Here is a 14,476-nt window from a genome sequence, read left to right on the forward strand (position 1 = left end):
AAATGTGATCTACTACACATTTTTTATACAATATAGGTGTTAATATACCCACAGATAATAAATCCAACCTGAGAAATTAAGGAGCATGTTATGTATAAACATATTTTAGTTGCTGTTGACCTTTCTGATGAAAGCCCAAGATTGTTGAAAAAAGCAGTGTCCATTGCTGAACGGCATAATGCTAAACTGTCAATTATCCATGTTGATGTTAATTTCTCTGATCTTTATACTGGCTTAATTGATGTTAATATGTCATCTATGCAAGATCGCATTTCAAGTGAAACTCAACAAGCCTTATTACAATTAGCTGATCAGGCAGGTTATCCAATCAGTGAAAAACTTAGTGGTAGTGGCGATCTAGGTCAAGTGCTTGCTGATGCGATTGAACAATATAGCGTTGATTTATTGGTAACGGGTCATCACCAAGATTTCTGGAGTAAATTGATGTCTTCTACTCGCCAATTAATGAATGTCGTGACTATTGATATGTTAGTAGTACCATTAAAAGAAGAATAATTAAGCATAAATAGTTGAAAAGCACCGTATTTTGTTAAAAACTGCGGTGCTTTTTCTTATAATATTTTTTTATATGAAAGATCATATTGTTATTATGATACACTGAAAATCTTCTTTATAATCGCAACAATTTATTTACAAAGTTATTAAGGATCATTCATGAAATTATTTACCCAAGCTATTTTAGCTGGTCTTACCTTAGGTTTTGCTATTCAAGCAGCACAAGCCTCCGATTTAGCCGATCAACTTGCCAAAACTAAAGTGATTCGTGTAGGAACAGAGGGTACTTATGCCCCTTTTACTTATCACGAAAATAATAAATTAACAGGCTATGATATTGATGTGGTGAATGAAGTCGCTAAACGTTTAGATCTCACTGTCGAATTTAAAGAAACTGCGTGGGATGGCATGTTTGCAGGGCTTAACGCCAAGCGTTTTGATGTGATTGCTAACCAAGTGAGTCCAAACCCTGAACGTGCTAAAAAATATACGTTCTCGGATTCTTATAATTATTCAAGAGCGGTAATTGTAACCAAAGCAGATAACGATAAAATCAAGTCTTTTGCCGATTTAAAAGGGGTGAAATCGGCACAATCGGCAACCAGTAACTATACGGCTTTAGCAAAAGAAAATGGGGCAGTATTAGTGACCGTGGACAGTCTTGCTCAAAACCTTGAATTAGTTAAGCAAGGACGTGTGGACACAACGGTAAATGAACAAATTGCGGTGTTGGATTATTTCAAAAAACACTCTGATGTAGGGTTAAAAATTGCCGTGAAAAGTGATGAAAAAACAGGTTCTGCGTTCACTTTTCTAAAAGGTAATGAAGATGTGGCAGCACAATTTAGCAAAGCTCTTGCCGAAATGCGTGCTGACGGTACATTAAAAGCCCTTTCAGTGAAATGGTTTGGCGATGACATTACTGAATAATTTATTGGCACAATTACCGTTTATGACGGAAGAACGAGCTGACTTAGCAATCAGCTCGTTTTTGCCTATGTTAGAAGCGACCATTATTAATACCATTCCACTGGCAGTATTTTCTTTTGTCGGTGGAGTAATGATTGCTATGCTGGTGGCGCTTGTTCGTACTACCCAATCTCATTCCTTTTTACACCGATTTTTCACCGCACTTTGTCGGGTTTATGTGTCGATTATTCGTGGTACACCACTGTTAGTGCAGATTTTTATTATTTTCTATGGTTTACCCAGTGTGGGCGTAACCTTAGATCCTTTTCCAACTGCAATTATTGCGTTTTCTTTGAATATCGGTGCTTATGCGGCAGAAATTATTCGGGCATCTATTCTGGCTATTCCAAAAGGGCAATGGGAAGCGTCTTATGCGATTGGAATGAATTATCGTCAAGCGTTTGTACGTAATATTATGCCACAAGCCATGCGAATTTCGGTGCCACCTTTATCAAATACCTTTATTAGCACGGTGAAAGATACCTCTTTAGCTTCTTTGGTGTTAGTCACAGATTTATTCCGAGTTGCTCAGAATATCACCGCAATGAGCTATGAATTTATTTTGATTTATAGTGAAGCCGCTTTGATTTATTGGGTTGTCTGTTTTGTATTGTCCTTATTACAAGGGCGTTTAGAAACCCGTTTATCACGACATATTTAGGATCAAGATAATGTTAGAAATTAAAAACATTCATAAACATTTTAAAGGCAATGAAGTTCTAAAAGGCATTGATCTGACCATTCAAAAAGGTGAAGTGGTGGCTATTCTTGGTCCATCAGGTTCTGGCAAAACAACATTTTTACGCTGTTTAAATCTGCTGGAGCAACCCGATCAAGGTACATTACGCTTTACAGACGGCAGTCTGGAATTGGATTTTTCCCATAAAATCAGCAAAAAACAAGAATTACAATTACGCCGTCGGTCGTCCATGGTGTTTCAGCAATATAATTTGTTTCCACATCGTACTGCGTTGGAAAATGTGATGGAGGGACCACTGATTGTACAAAAGAAAAATGCCGAACAAACTAAACAACAAGCCATGGCATTGTTAGCTAAAGTAGGTTTACAAGATAAAGCTCAACTGTTTCCATCGCAACTGTCAGGCGGTCAACAACAACGTGTGGGGATTGCACGTGCCTTAGCGGTGCAACCCGATTTAATTTTGTTAGATGAACCTACCTCAGCGTTAGATCCCGAATGGGTGGGTGAAGTGTTGCAAGTATTAAAGCTGTTGGCGGCAGAGGGTTGGACGATGATTATTGTGACGCATGAAATGCAATTTGCTAGAGATGTAGCGGATCGGGTCGTTTTTATGGCAGATGGGGTAGTCGTGGAAACTAACAATGCTAAAGATTTTTTCGAACGACCACAACAGGAACGAACCAAACAGTTTTTGATGCAAACAAAAGCAGTGGTATTAGAAGATTATTCAATTTAAGCAAAATTGCGGTGATTTTCACCGCAGTTTTTTATTCTGCTGAATGTAATTCAAACCAACTTTCTAAAATTAAACAAGCCGAAATACCATCTACTTTACCTTTATCTAAAGCTCTAAAACCGCCACGTTGAAAAATTTCTGCTCTCGCGTCCACGGTAGTAAGGCGTTCATCTTGTAATTCCACAGGTAAACCAAAACGCCCGTGTAAACGGTTGGCAAATTTTTTGGCTCGTAAGGTGAGAGCCTGTTCGGTGCCATCCATATTGAGTGGCAAACCGACCACAAGGCGATCGGGTTGCCATTCTTTGAGTAATTTTTCAATAGCGTCCCAATTTGGAATACCATCTTGTGCTTTAAAGGCGGTCAAGGCTTGTGCCGTGCCAGTAATAGATTGTCCCACCGCACAACCGATACTTTTGGTGCCAAAATCAAAGGCGAGAACGGTGATCCCCATTAGCAATATCCTGCCTTACCACTTAAATTATGGCTATCAATCCCCAATAATTTTAGCGATTCTGTCCAACGATCTTGATAAGCTACATCAAAAATAATTCGCTCATCTGCTGGCATAACTAACCACATATTTTGAGCGATTTCTTGCTCTAGCTGACCGTTCACCCAGCTGGCACAGCCTAAGCCAACCAAATATTTTTCAGGGGCATTTGGTGTACCGAAAGTATCAATTACATCGGCTGAGGTAGTAAGTTGTAAACGGTCACTAATTTTATAACTATGTAGAAAAGATTGTGCTGTTGGGGTGTGTAAAATAAAACCACGCTCAATACTAACAGGTCCGCCAGCCACCACATAATCCTGTGGATAAACTTTGTCATCAGACATCATAAAACGCAATTTTGCCACCATTTCGGTAAGGCTTAAATCTGTTGGTTGATTTAAGACTAATCCCATGGCACCTTTGTCATTATGTTCACACATAAAAATCACCGCACGATGAAAATAATCATCGTCCATGGTCGGCATTGCGATTAATAAGTGATTTTGCAAATTCATGGTAATTTATGTTCTCGTTTGATTTTAATTAATAGGGCATTGCAACATTGCTCAAGTAATTGATAGGTTTCATCAAAACGTCCAGTGTACCAAGGATCAGGAATATGATCATAAGCTAAATCGGGACAAAGGCTGGCGATAGCAAAAATATTTTCTTGTTTACCAAATAAGCGGTGTAAATCGTATAAATTATGGTTATCCATGGCGATGATATAATCAAAATTCTCTCGATCTTTTAACCGCACTTTGCGGCTAACAAAATCATGACTTTTAATCTTTAAGCGATCTAATACATCAGCGGTTCCACAGTGCATATCATCACCATCATTTTCGCCTGATGTACCAGCACTATCCGTTTCAATAAAATCGGATAAACCTGCTTTTTGAATTTTATCTCGCATTAAATATTCAGCCATAGGGGAACGGCAAATATTGCCAAGACATACAAAGAGAATTTTGATTTTTTGCATATTTTCTTATGTTTTTGTTAATTAAGTTATAGGGTTAATTTGGGGATTGCTCGCAAATTTTCAATGTGGCTTTAATTAACTCCAACGCAATTGTTCCTTGTGGTGGTAATTCAGGCATGGGTTCATTATATTTGAACCATCTGGCATCCACAATTTCGGCTTCTTGCAACTGAATTTCGCCACTGTCGTAATCGGCTAAGAATCCGACCATTTGGGAATTGGGAAACGCCCAAGGTTGGCTACCAAAATAACGGATATTTTTCACTTTAATCCCTGTTTCTTCAAACACTTCACGCTCTACGGTTTGCTCAAAGGTTTCGCCTACTTCCACAAAACCTGCCAGCGTGGTATATAATCCAGCACTCCCATCGCTACGGATATGGCGTTGATGGCATGCCAGTAAAATCTCATCATGACGGCGAACGGCAACAATAATAGACGGACAAATCACGGGATAGGCTCGATAATGACAAGCAGCATTTTGGCACTGCACCGCCCATTCATCGCAAGTTACTGCGGTTTTTTCACCGCACTTTCCGCAAAATTGATGGGTTTTAAAGAAATGATTGAGTTCAATGCCACGATTGAGCAAATAAAATTGTGTTTTAGGTAAACCTAATAAAGCACGTAAAGTTGTCCATTCTCGTTGTTCATTTGCCGTGTTTTTATTGGTCGTTTCTTCTTGCACCAAATACAGTGGTGCATTATGCCATTCGCCGATTTGGGTGGCTTGCTTACCGATTAAGCCTAATTGTTTCGCACTGCCAAAAGGCAATTCATGGTTGGGGAAATAAATTTGTTGGGCTTGGTGAATTAACCAGTAGCCCGTTTCATTGCTGATCGTTTTCATTAGTGTGCTTCGTCCCAGTTATCGCCTACACCCACATCCACAATTAATGGCACGCTTAATTGAGCCGCATTTTCCATTTCGGTTTTAATCAGTTGGCTAAATTCTTCGATTTTTTCCGACCGCACTTCAAATACCAATTCATCGTGTACTTGCATAATCATCACAATATCTGGATTGTGTTGAATTTTGTTATCTAAGGCAATCATGGCTTTTTTAATAATATCCGCCGCCGTCCCTTGCATTGGTGCATTAATCGCCACACGCTCCGCCCCTTTTCTTCGCATGGCGTTGCTGGAATGAATGTCAGGCAAATATAAACGGCGACCGAATAGGGTTTCCACATAGCCTTGAGCTTTTGCCTTGGCTTGAATATCCGTCATAAAGGTTTGTACATTTGGGTAGCGTTGGAAATATAAATCGATATATTTTTGTGCTTCACCCCGAGCAATACCGAGCTGACGAGCAAGACCAAAGGCTGACATGCCATAAATCAAACCAAAGTTAATCGCTTTGGCACTACGCCGTTGTTCACTGCTGACATCGTCTAGTGGCAAGCCAAAAATTTCCGCTGCGGTGGCACGGTGAATATCCTTGCCTTGTTGGAAAGCATTAGTTAAACCTTGATCGCCTGATAAATGTGCCATAATGCGTAATTCAATTTGTGAATAATCCGCTGCCACGATTTTAAAGCCATCTCTGGCAATAAAGGCTTGGCGAATTTTACGCCCTTCTTCATTGCGGATAGGAATATTCTGTAAATTGGGATCGCTGGATGAAAGCCGTCCTGTGCTAGTCACTGCCTGATGATAAGAGGTATGCACTCGCCCTGTTTTGGGGTTAATCATCAAAGGTAATTTATCGGTGTAAGTGGATTTTAACTTGGCTAAACCACGATGTTCAATCAGCAATTTTGGCACAATATGCCCTTGTTGAGCTAACGCTTCCAACGCCTCTTCATTGGTGGATGGCGAACCTTTCGGGGTTTTGGCAATGACTGGCAAAGCGAGCTTTTCAAACAGAATTTCTTGTAATTGCTTGGTGGATGCCAACTTAAAAGTTTCGCCTGCTTCTTGATGCACCTGCTGTTCTAGCTCATTCAATCGCAAGGTAATTTCCGCAGATTGTGTTGCCAAAGCTTGTTTATCAATTAATACACCGTGCCGTTCAATGCGAGAAAGCACCGTGACTAACGGCAATTCAATTTGTTCAAATAACGTAATCAGCTCAGGTGTCGCCTGTAATTCTTGCCATAAGGTTTGATGTAATTTCATGGTCACATCGGCATCTTCTGCCGCATATTCGGCGGCTTTATCTAACTCAATCTGATCAAAGGTGAGTTGGTTTTTGCCTTTGCCCGCTAAGGTTTCAAACGCAATGGTTTGATGCCCGAGATAACGTTCGGCTAAATCGTCCATATTATGTCGCCCTGTACTGTTTAACACATAGCTTTCTAACATGGTATCAAATTGTACCCCTTGCACGGCAATGCCATGGTTAGCAAAAATTGTTAAATCATATTTAATATTTTGTCCGATTTTTTTGATGTTAGCGTTCTCTAACAAGGGTTTTAATTGGTTTAAACAATATTGTTTATCTAATTGATTTTCAATTAATTTCCATTGCATTTCAGGGCTTTCGGCATCGGCGAATAAATCCCCTTGTCCATTCTCATGATGCACAGCCACTTGCTGACAATGCCCTAAGGGAATATAACAGGCTTTGCCATTTTCTAATCCAAAGGAAATACCAACTAATTCCGCTTGCATGGCATCAAGGGCGTTAGTTTCGGTATCCACCGCCACTAATTTGGCTTGCTCAATTTGTTTAATCCACTGATTTAACTGTGTTTCTGTGGTGATCGTTTCATATAAAATGCGGTCAATTTTTACCGAATTTTTCACCGCACTTTGCTCAATTTTTTCTTCTTTGGCAATATTAGCTGTCGCCTGATAAGGATTAATCTTTACCGTTTGCTCTGTTGGATTCGTCACGGAACTTTCGCCGTTCAATACTTCATTTAACCAACGTTTAAATTCATATCGCCCAAAATATTCAGCAAGTTGATCGTTATTCGCTGTACCGATTTGGAGTTGATCATGGCTCACTTCTAATGGGACATCGGTTTTAATGGTGGCTAACACATAGGACAGATCCGCATCTGCCTTGGCAGATAGCAATTTTTCGCCTAATTTTTTCGCCCCACGAATCGGCAAATCGGCAACTTTATCAAGATTGGCATAAATTTCCGTCATTGACCCAATCCCTTGTAACAAGCCCAATGCGGTTTTTTCACCCACGCCAGCGACACCGGGAATATTATCCGAGCTATCGCCCATTAATGCCAAATAATCAATAATCAATTCAGGTGGAATCCCATATTTTTCTATCACACCAGCACGATCTAACAGACTATTATTCATGGTATTAATCAGCATAATATGCTGATTAACTAGCTGTGCCATATCCTTATCGCCCGTAGAAATTAACACATTTTTTCCCACACTTGCCGCCTGCATGGCAAGCGTACCGATCACATCATCAGCTTCCACGCCTTCAATGGATAATAACGGAATGCCTAACGCCCGAATCATCTGATGTAGCGGTTCAATCTGCGACCGTAATTCATCAGGCATCGGTGGACGATGGGATTTATATTGCTCAAACAGTTCATCACGAAAGGTTTTGCCCTTAGCATCAAACACTACCGCAATATGGCTTGGTTGCACTTGCGAAATCAGGCTTTTGATCATATTCAACACGCCATACATCGCCCCAGTCGGCTCACCTTGTGAATTAGTTAAAGGGGGAAAGGCATGGAAGGCACGATATAAATAAGACGAACCGTCCACTAGGACGAGAGGGTTTGGGGCAATTTGGGTCATAATAGTTCTCAATAATTCAATATGACCCTATTATAGCCTAATTCAAGGGGAAAGTGCGGTGAAAAAATTAAAGGTTTTTCCCACCGCACTTTAGCAGAAAAAAGTTAAAGTTTGGGCTTACTCACCATAATCTCAATCTGCCAGTAATACTCGAGATGAAAGACGTTGTTCCATATTGGCAATATGCCGTTGGTGGGGAATTAAACCTGCTCGAATACCACATAGTCCACGTAAGGGAGATTGAAATCGTGCCTGTTGATGTTGTAAAGCATGATAACGCAAGGCAAAGCGATCCGAGCGATCGATTTGTCCTGCGAATAATTTATCTTGTGGTTGACTAAAACTGATATGACTGGCGAGTTCCATTTCTTTGATCACCATTTCTTCGCCATTATCTAAACATTGGACTAAATACAGGGCAATGTCATTATTCATCATCGTATCCACGATTTTGCCTGCCAGCCTTGTTGATGTGTGATGTGATCGTGCTTTTTGAAGATCACATGAGTTAAGGGGGTGGCGACAATGAATCAAATTTCATGATTTGTTCGTCAATAGCGAAAAAGAACTTTCTTTCTTCGTCTGTATAGCAAGATTTTTCATAATATTTAAAAATATTCAAAAATTAACCGCACTTTTGAGCGATTTACCTAAAAACAGTTGATTTTTAGGTTGCTTTTTTTAATTGCAAACAATAAATTAAATGTTCAACTTTTTAATTATTAGGAAATGATTCAATTCTATTTAATACACGTTCTGGAATTTTTTCCTGCTTTCCTAAATTGTACATTTTTTGAACGTAATTTTGATAAGATTGAACTGCCCCTTTCTTATTTCCACTCTCCCAATAAGCATCTCCTAGATTAATATAGGCAACCTCTCTTGAAGGGTATTTCTCAATAATTTTCTTTAATAAATAAACTGCTAAATTATAATTTTTGTTTTGCTCTAAATAAAATGCAGTATTGTTATATGAAACAACATTATTGTTATCTAAAGGATAGAGCAGAAATTGATTGTCTAAATAAAGCTCATCAATATTTATTTCTTTTTTATTTTTTAGATTTTTTTCTAAGATTTGTGGAGAATCAATAGGGTTACACAAATTCATCTCGATTAAACGTTTTAGTGTTTTTGCTTCATTGTAAAAAGGATAAAATCCCCGACCATCATTAGGTTTATTTTTTCTAACTGTTGGAACCCAATATTCATTATCTTTATTAAATTTAGACTCTATATTTTCAGGTAGTTCTTTTATAATAGGATTATTGGTATATTTCATAATTTCGTAAAATTTTATATTAAACCCGATCCAAGGCTCAAAAAACTCAATTCCTTCAAATACACCTGTATGGGATAAAAGTTTATTACCATTATGCATTTTACACAAAGTAATATAATTTTTATTCATGGGATAAGGTTGTTCTTCCGTTATAATTGTTTTTACTGTTTTACCGACTTTAATTAGAACTATTTCTGTAAACAACGAATGTTCTGAGCCTGCAAAATGGGCTGTTCCAGTTTCTTTATACGATAGTTCAATTGAAACATTTTCCCTTGGATAAGATACATATTTTGCGGTTGGGAAATCTTTCCCATAATAGGGCGAATCTAAATTATAAATCTGTTGATAAATATCTTCAGCAAACGAAACTAATGTACTACATAGTAAAATCAAAGCCAATATCCATTTTCTCATATTATAGCCCCAATAATCTTTTAATTGCATTAAAACGGGTTTGTCTGTCAGTAAATCCTCTAGGTGTACGTAAAGCTCTTATTCCATGCTTATTGACTTGTAATAATGGAAAACCATCAGCAGCAGTTGTATACCACCCATTTACATTAGCTCCCATCATAATTAATTCAGCATCTGTTGCACCTAAATCAGCCAACACATTACTGTCTTCATAGTGACTTCCCATATTTCTCCACCAATACATAGCTGATTCAACACTATATTCAATGTTCTCTCTAACTAGCTCTGGGTTAGATTCAAAGTCTTGTTGATCATCTGGTGAATGAGTATTATGAGCTTGGGTATAACCTGCGTATTTTTCTTTTCCCGTAATTTGAATATAGCCACCACCACGATATTTATATCCATCTCCAGAATTTTCGTCACCATTGCCATTGCTATTAGCGTATATAAGATTAAATAAATTTGGTTGTTTACAAAATCTCATATTCGGTGGGCATACAGTATCTTTTTTAGATGACGATGCATTTCTGAAGTTGCTAAATCCCAAAGCTGCGGTTCTCTGGTAATTTCCACCTTCAACTGTTTTGGTAAAACCACCTGATTCATGGGCACACTGTGCTAAGAAATGGGCAATCCTTAATGGAGTATTAATTTTATACAATACAGCATATTTATTTAATGCATCCAGAAGTGTCTGATCATTACCTCTTCCAGCAGCAACAGCATTCACCATTTCTGTGGTAATTAACAATGGCTTGATTATTAACGCCCCAATCAACCCCAACGGATGTATAAAATAAGCCTCCTTATCCGTATCAAAACTTCTTACTTTTAGTTGTATTGATAAATCACCCACCCGTTTTCTAATTTGTTGGGCGGTCTTTGCTTGATTTTGGTCGATAAATACACGACAAAGTTTCTCAAACTGCTGAACTCGATTACTTGCCCATTCGTTTTGATGTTTTGGAATGATACCTATAAATCTTCGGTGTTGAATAGCATCAAGTGATAATTGATGTAATCTCCCTGCCTCAAATCTCACAGGTTCGCCTTTCTCCTTATCCAAATCCAGCTCCTCCATTATCGCTTTAAACAACGGATTGAGCCTTTCTTTTGATTCTAAATCTTTCTCATCGGGATTTAAATAATGACAAAGTGTCTGGTCAAAAATATCTACCCCATTACTTTGTGTGGTAAATACATTCATACCAGGGAAAGTGATGCCTTGGGTAAGGTGAGAATCGTCCACATAAATGCCTACATTACTATTCGTGGTGCTTTGATGTAGATAAGGCTGAATATTATAATAATCTTTGCTTATTTCCTTACCTTGGTCATCTTTCACTTTGACGCTTTTCTTTTCTAACTCTGATAAAGGCACAAAGATTTCTGTCTGGGTTTCACCTATTTGGGTTGGTTCTTTTCCTACCAGACTATAATAAGGTTGATTTCGGTCAACATATAAAAAGTTATCTGGTAAGCTACGTTTCTCTTTGTCTTGTTTTTTATCCTGTTGATATGCTTCCTTGGCTTTATTGCGAAAAGCCTCAATATCATCATAGGTAAACACTTCAAGATGTAACAAACGTTTTCCGTTTTCTTCCGTTTGGTTGTATTCTCCCATTAATCCCAATACATCCCCCGCTTTAACCTTAATTGGGTTAGCGAGTGCCACTTCTTTGTCTGTTTGGGTTTCAATTCCATTTTCGGCAAGTAACGGAATAGCAGGTAAGGATTCTTCTATCATCACCCGATAAGATTTAGAATAAATCTTCCAACGCCCTTTTTCAGGTCTAACTTCTTGATTAGTTACCTTGTCTTTATACCAAATAAGCTCATCATAATGTGTCTTATTATGGTGATTTTTTCTTACCTCAAGCACCACGCCATCAGGTAATGTTTTGCCTGTTGCTTGATTATGTTCATTTCTTATCATAACAGGGTATTTATCTGCCGATTTGGTTTCCCCAAGTATTTTGGAAACTGTCGCATCGTATTTTTTTAATTCAGCGGTATGACGGTAAAATGAATAAAAAGTCAGCTTGTTGTCTTTCGGATATTCTAAATGATGTTCAAGCAGAAAGAACCCTGTAGAATAGCTCGCTCCCGCATCTTCATCTTCCATTTTATAGGAACTATCCACCTTATAGGCGATGAGTTCACCATCTGCAATAGCACAAATCTGTTGATTATCAAATTCACTTGACTTGAATTTTTCTGCCCGTAAATGAATTCCTTGATGCCAGAGTCCGCTTTCATTAAACAGAAAACGGGCACTTGGATCGCCTGCAAGGTTGTTGAAATATTTCTGTAACACATTTTTATTGTTATTGGATTTAGGCTTTAAGGGAAAAGCCACCGTAGGAATAACAGGTTTCCAAGTGTTCTCTGTGTTAGGCGTTGTTGTTTTCTTTTGTTGTGAGGAAGTATTCGACATGTTGTATTTCTGTAATCTCGTGAGTTACTTAATTTTGTAAATTCTTCATTGTATTATATGATATACGCTGTTAATGGGAAAGAAAAGTATATAAACAAGCAGTTAGATTGAGAAGATTTTTGTTAAATTTCCTAAATCTAACCGATTGTGAAACATTGATAAAATTCACCGCACTTTAGCAAATAAAGTTAAAGTTTGGGCTTGCTTACCATAATCTCAATTACCTGACGGTCAGTATATTGCATACTGCGTGATGCAATGTTACACAGATTATCAATGGAGCGGTCAATGGAATGTTCAACAATACCTTCATTGCCAGTTACTTGAGTATTGTCCAACGCCATTAATACAGATTTATAACCCGAGCTTACACTGGTGGACACTTTCATGGCACAGCTATTTGCTGCACCATCACAGATAATCCCACTAATATCGCCAATCATACTGCTGATTGCCATGCTAATGGTTTCAAATTTCCCCGTCAGCAACCAAGCGACACCTGCACAGCTACCCATAGCGGCGGTGGTTGCTGCACATAAGGCAGAAAGTTTTGGTAACTTACTATGAATATAAATCGCCATTAAGTGTGATAGAAACAAAGCACGAATAAGCTGTTCGTGGTTAGCCTTTAAATGACGAGCCACCACAACCACTGGCATGGTGGCGGTAATTCCTTGATTGCCTGAGCCTGAATTACTCATAGCAGGAAGATTTGCTCCCCCCATACGAGCATCGGATGCTGCGGTGGTTTCAATAATGATACGATTCATTAAATCATCACTGAGTAATCCTTTGCCGATTTGAGTTTGCAAGGTGCGTCCGATATGCAAACCATATTCATGGCGTAACCCCTCTTGTGATAAGGCTGAATTGAGTTTTTCTGCCTCATCAATAAATTCAATTTTTTCTAAGGCGACATTCATTGAAAAATCAAAAATATCTTGTGCAGAAATGGTGATAAAAATATCATTCAGATTATCCGTTTCTGCCGCACAAGGTTGGGAAAAAATGACTTTATCGTTCTTGGCAATATAAATGATGTTGGTATGATGGGCGGCAATACGTACACAAACTCGATCATCGCCATAAGATAAACAGGCTTCCGAATAAAGAAGATGCTCCGTTTCAAGAATTGAAACCGCCACCCGATTTTCTGTCAACATGGCTTTGGCTTGTGTTACTTGCTCTGGGGTAATATCTTTTAATACTTCTAAGCCCTCATCAGGATTACCACCGATTGCCCCAATGGCGGCTGCCATAGGCAAGCCAAGTGTACCAGTTCCGGGTACGGTGACGCCCATGCCGTTTTTCATTAAATTGGCTGATACTTTGGCATTAATGCGTTCAGGTAAATGCCCTAAATGGTAACGTGCCACGGCGGATGCTAATGCTAAGGAAATCGGTTCAGTACAACCTAGGGCGGGGACAACTTCATTTCTTACCGTGTTTAAAATGAGGTTTTCGACTATCTTGTCATCAATTTTCATTTATATTCCTTTAAAAATAAAATTTAGCTATCTATATACGATTAAAATTCAGCAGTGTGGCTGAATGTCATTTTTTCCTTGGTTATTGGGTGATGAATGGTCAAACTTTCCGCATGTAAGCATAATCTCGGCGACATGGCTTTGGCTTGTGGTGGCGAATAAAATTTATCGCCTAGAATCGGATGCCCTAACGCCAGCATGTGTAAACGTAATTGATGGGAACGCCCCGTAATCGGGGTAAGTTTTACTCTTGTGCTGTTATTCGGCAAACGTTCTAACACCTCAAATTCCGTCACGGCACGTTTGCCATAGACAAAATCTATCCGTTGACGTGGGCGGTTTTCCCAGTCACAAATTAACGGCAAATTCACGATGCCACGTTCGGCTTTAATGTGTCCCCACACTAAGGCTTGATAATGCTTTTCCGTTTCTCGTTCACGAAATTGACGTTTCAATTCGCTGTCGGCAGCTTTGCTCATGGCGAACAGCAAAATCCCGCTGGTTGCCATATCAAGGCGGTGTGCAGGCTCACAAAAGCCGTATTTATCCTTAATGCGGCTCATGGCACTATCACGATATTGTGGTTGATTGCCTGACACAGAAAGTAAGCCACTGGGTTTATTGACCACCATAATATGATTATCATGGTAAACAATATCAAGCCAAGGCTCAGTCGGGGGATTGTAGTCAATTAACGCCATAATATTTCAGTT

Annotated in this window: 13 protein-coding genes and 1 pseudogene; 4 read left to right on the top strand and 10 right to left on the bottom strand. The window is 38.9% G+C overall.

Annotated features, from left to right (window positions below; all coding sequences use genetic code 11):
- Positions 1–90 precede the first annotated feature (90 nt).
- From uspA to O1Q80_RS02750, 4 genes are all read left to right on the top strand, one after another.
- Entirely contained in the window at positions 91–516 is a 426-nt protein-coding gene (gene uspA, locus O1Q80_RS02735) for a universal stress protein UspA (RefSeq protein WP_386695544.1), read from the top strand.
- Between the two features lie 159 nt (positions 517–675).
- Positions 676–1,446 carry an amino acid ABC transporter substrate-binding protein gene (locus O1Q80_RS02740; protein WP_386695546.1) on the top strand — a complete coding sequence of 257 codons (771 nt, stop codon included), beginning with the start codon at positions 676–678 and terminating at the stop codon, positions 1,444–1,446.
- On the top strand, positions 1,430–2,146 hold the full coding sequence (locus O1Q80_RS02745; protein ID WP_386695547.1) for an amino acid ABC transporter permease: 717 nt from the start codon (positions 1,430–1,432) through the stop codon (positions 2,144–2,146). The genes O1Q80_RS02740 and O1Q80_RS02745 overlap by 17 nt, the downstream gene beginning before the upstream one ends.
- Positions 2,147–2,156: 10 nt before the next feature.
- Complete coding sequence (locus tag O1Q80_RS02750) at positions 2,157–2,924, top strand: amino acid ABC transporter ATP-binding protein (RefSeq protein ID WP_386695549.1); 768 nt, start codon at positions 2,157–2,159, stop codon at positions 2,922–2,924.
- Positions 2,925–2,955: 31 nt separating this feature from the next.
- Here the strand turns inward: O1Q80_RS02750 and ruvX are convergent, their stop codons facing one another.
- The 10 genes and pseudogenes from ruvX to rluA all read right to left on the bottom strand — a co-directional run bounded on the left by ruvX (position 2,956) and on the right by rluA (position 14,464).
- On the bottom strand, positions 2,956–3,378 hold the full coding sequence (gene ruvX / locus O1Q80_RS02755; RefSeq protein WP_386695551.1) for a Holliday junction resolvase RuvX: 423 nt from the start codon (positions 3,376–3,378) through the stop codon (positions 2,956–2,958).
- A complete protein-coding gene (locus O1Q80_RS02760) occupies positions 3,378–3,935 on the bottom strand; it encodes a YqgE/AlgH family protein (protein WP_132299926.1) in 558 nt (185 codons plus the stop codon). The genes ruvX and O1Q80_RS02760 overlap by 1 nt, the downstream gene beginning before the upstream one ends.
- On the bottom strand, positions 3,932–4,405 hold the full coding sequence (locus O1Q80_RS02765) for a low molecular weight protein-tyrosine-phosphatase (protein ID WP_386695553.1): 474 nt from the start codon (positions 4,403–4,405) through the stop codon (positions 3,932–3,934). Before O1Q80_RS02765 ends, O1Q80_RS02760 begins: the two co-directional genes overlap by 4 nt.
- Positions 4,406–4,439: 34 nt before the next feature.
- Positions 4,440–5,255: an NAD(+) diphosphatase gene (gene nudC, locus O1Q80_RS02770; RefSeq protein WP_386689083.1), complete on the bottom strand. Its 816-nt coding sequence runs from the start codon at positions 5,253–5,255 to the stop codon at positions 4,440–4,442.
- Complete coding sequence (gene polA / locus O1Q80_RS02775) at positions 5,255–8,137, bottom strand: DNA polymerase I (protein ID WP_386695555.1); 2,883 nt, start codon at positions 8,135–8,137, stop codon at positions 5,255–5,257. Before polA ends, nudC begins: the two co-directional genes overlap by 1 nt.
- 135 nt (positions 8,138–8,272) lie before the next feature.
- Positions 8,273–8,664, bottom strand: a pseudogene (locus tag O1Q80_RS02780) (RNA polymerase-associated protein RapA); the annotation flags it as partial.
- A gap of 188 nt (positions 8,665–8,852) precedes the next feature.
- Positions 8,853–9,866: a tetratricopeptide repeat protein gene (locus O1Q80_RS02785; protein WP_386695557.1), complete on the bottom strand. Its 1,014-nt coding sequence runs from the start codon at positions 9,864–9,866 to the stop codon at positions 8,853–8,855.
- Entirely contained in the window at positions 9,838–12,276 is a 2,439-nt protein-coding gene (locus O1Q80_RS02790; RefSeq protein ID WP_386695558.1) for a glycoside hydrolase family 19 protein, read from the bottom strand. The genes O1Q80_RS02785 and O1Q80_RS02790 overlap by 29 nt, the downstream gene beginning before the upstream one ends.
- 188 nt (positions 12,277–12,464) lie before the next feature.
- Positions 12,465–13,763: a serine dehydratase subunit alpha family protein gene (locus O1Q80_RS02795; RefSeq protein ID WP_386695560.1), complete on the bottom strand. Its 1,299-nt coding sequence runs from the start codon at positions 13,761–13,763 to the stop codon at positions 12,465–12,467.
- 41 nt (positions 13,764–13,804) lie between these two features.
- Positions 13,805–14,464, bottom strand: coding sequence for a bifunctional tRNA pseudouridine(32) synthase/23S rRNA pseudouridine(746) synthase RluA (gene rluA, locus O1Q80_RS02800; protein ID WP_386695562.1), 660 nt, complete (start codon positions 14,462–14,464; stop codon positions 13,805–13,807).
- Positions 14,465–14,476 lie beyond the last annotated feature (12 nt).

Origin of the sequence: Lonepinella sp. MS14435, from assembly GCF_042485795.1 — a bacterium.
Taxonomy (GTDB): domain Bacteria; phylum Pseudomonadota; class Gammaproteobacteria; order Enterobacterales; family Pasteurellaceae; genus Lonepinella.

What these genes read in the sequence shown, in the direction of transcription:
- uspA (WP_386695544.1), top strand. Translation starts at nt 91, where the DNA reads ATGTATAAACATATTTTAGTTGCTGTTGACCTTTCTGATGAAAGCCCA.
- O1Q80_RS02740 (WP_386695546.1), top strand. Translation starts at nt 676, where the DNA reads ATGAAATTATTTACCCAAGCTATTTTAGCTGGTCTTACCTTAGGTTTT.
- O1Q80_RS02745 (WP_386695547.1), top strand. Translation starts at nt 1,430, where the DNA reads ATGACATTACTGAATAATTTATTGGCACAATTACCGTTTATGACGGAA.
- O1Q80_RS02750 (WP_386695549.1), top strand. Translation starts at nt 2,157, where the DNA reads ATGTTAGAAATTAAAAACATTCATAAACATTTTAAAGGCAATGAAGTT.
- ruvX (WP_386695551.1), bottom strand. Translation starts at nt 3,378, where the DNA reads ATGGGGATCACCGTTCTCGCCTTTGATTTTGGCACCAAAAGTATCGGT.
- O1Q80_RS02760 (WP_132299926.1), bottom strand. Translation starts at nt 3,935, where the DNA reads ATGAATTTGCAAAATCACTTATTAATCGCAATGCCGACCATGGACGAT.
- O1Q80_RS02765 (WP_386695553.1), bottom strand. Translation starts at nt 4,405, where the DNA reads ATGCAAAAAATCAAAATTCTCTTTGTATGTCTTGGCAATATTTGCCGT.
- nudC (WP_386689083.1), bottom strand. Translation starts at nt 5,255, where the DNA reads ATGAAAACGATCAGCAATGAAACGGGCTACTGGTTAATTCACCAAGCC.
- polA (WP_386695555.1), bottom strand. Translation starts at nt 8,137, where the DNA reads ATGACCCAAATTGCCCCAAACCCTCTCGTCCTAGTGGACGGTTCGTCT.
- O1Q80_RS02785 (WP_386695557.1), bottom strand. Translation starts at nt 9,866, where the DNA reads ATGCAATTAAAAGATTATTGGGGCTATAATATGAGAAAATGGATATTG.
- O1Q80_RS02790 (WP_386695558.1), bottom strand. Translation starts at nt 12,276, where the DNA reads ATGTCGAATACTTCCTCACAACAAAAGAAAACAACAACGCCTAACACA.
- O1Q80_RS02795 (WP_386695560.1), bottom strand. Translation starts at nt 13,763, where the DNA reads ATGAAAATTGATGACAAGATAGTCGAAAACCTCATTTTAAACACGGTA.
- rluA (WP_386695562.1), bottom strand. Translation starts at nt 14,464, where the DNA reads ATGGCGTTAATTGACTACAATCCCCCGACTGAGCCTTGGCTTGATATT.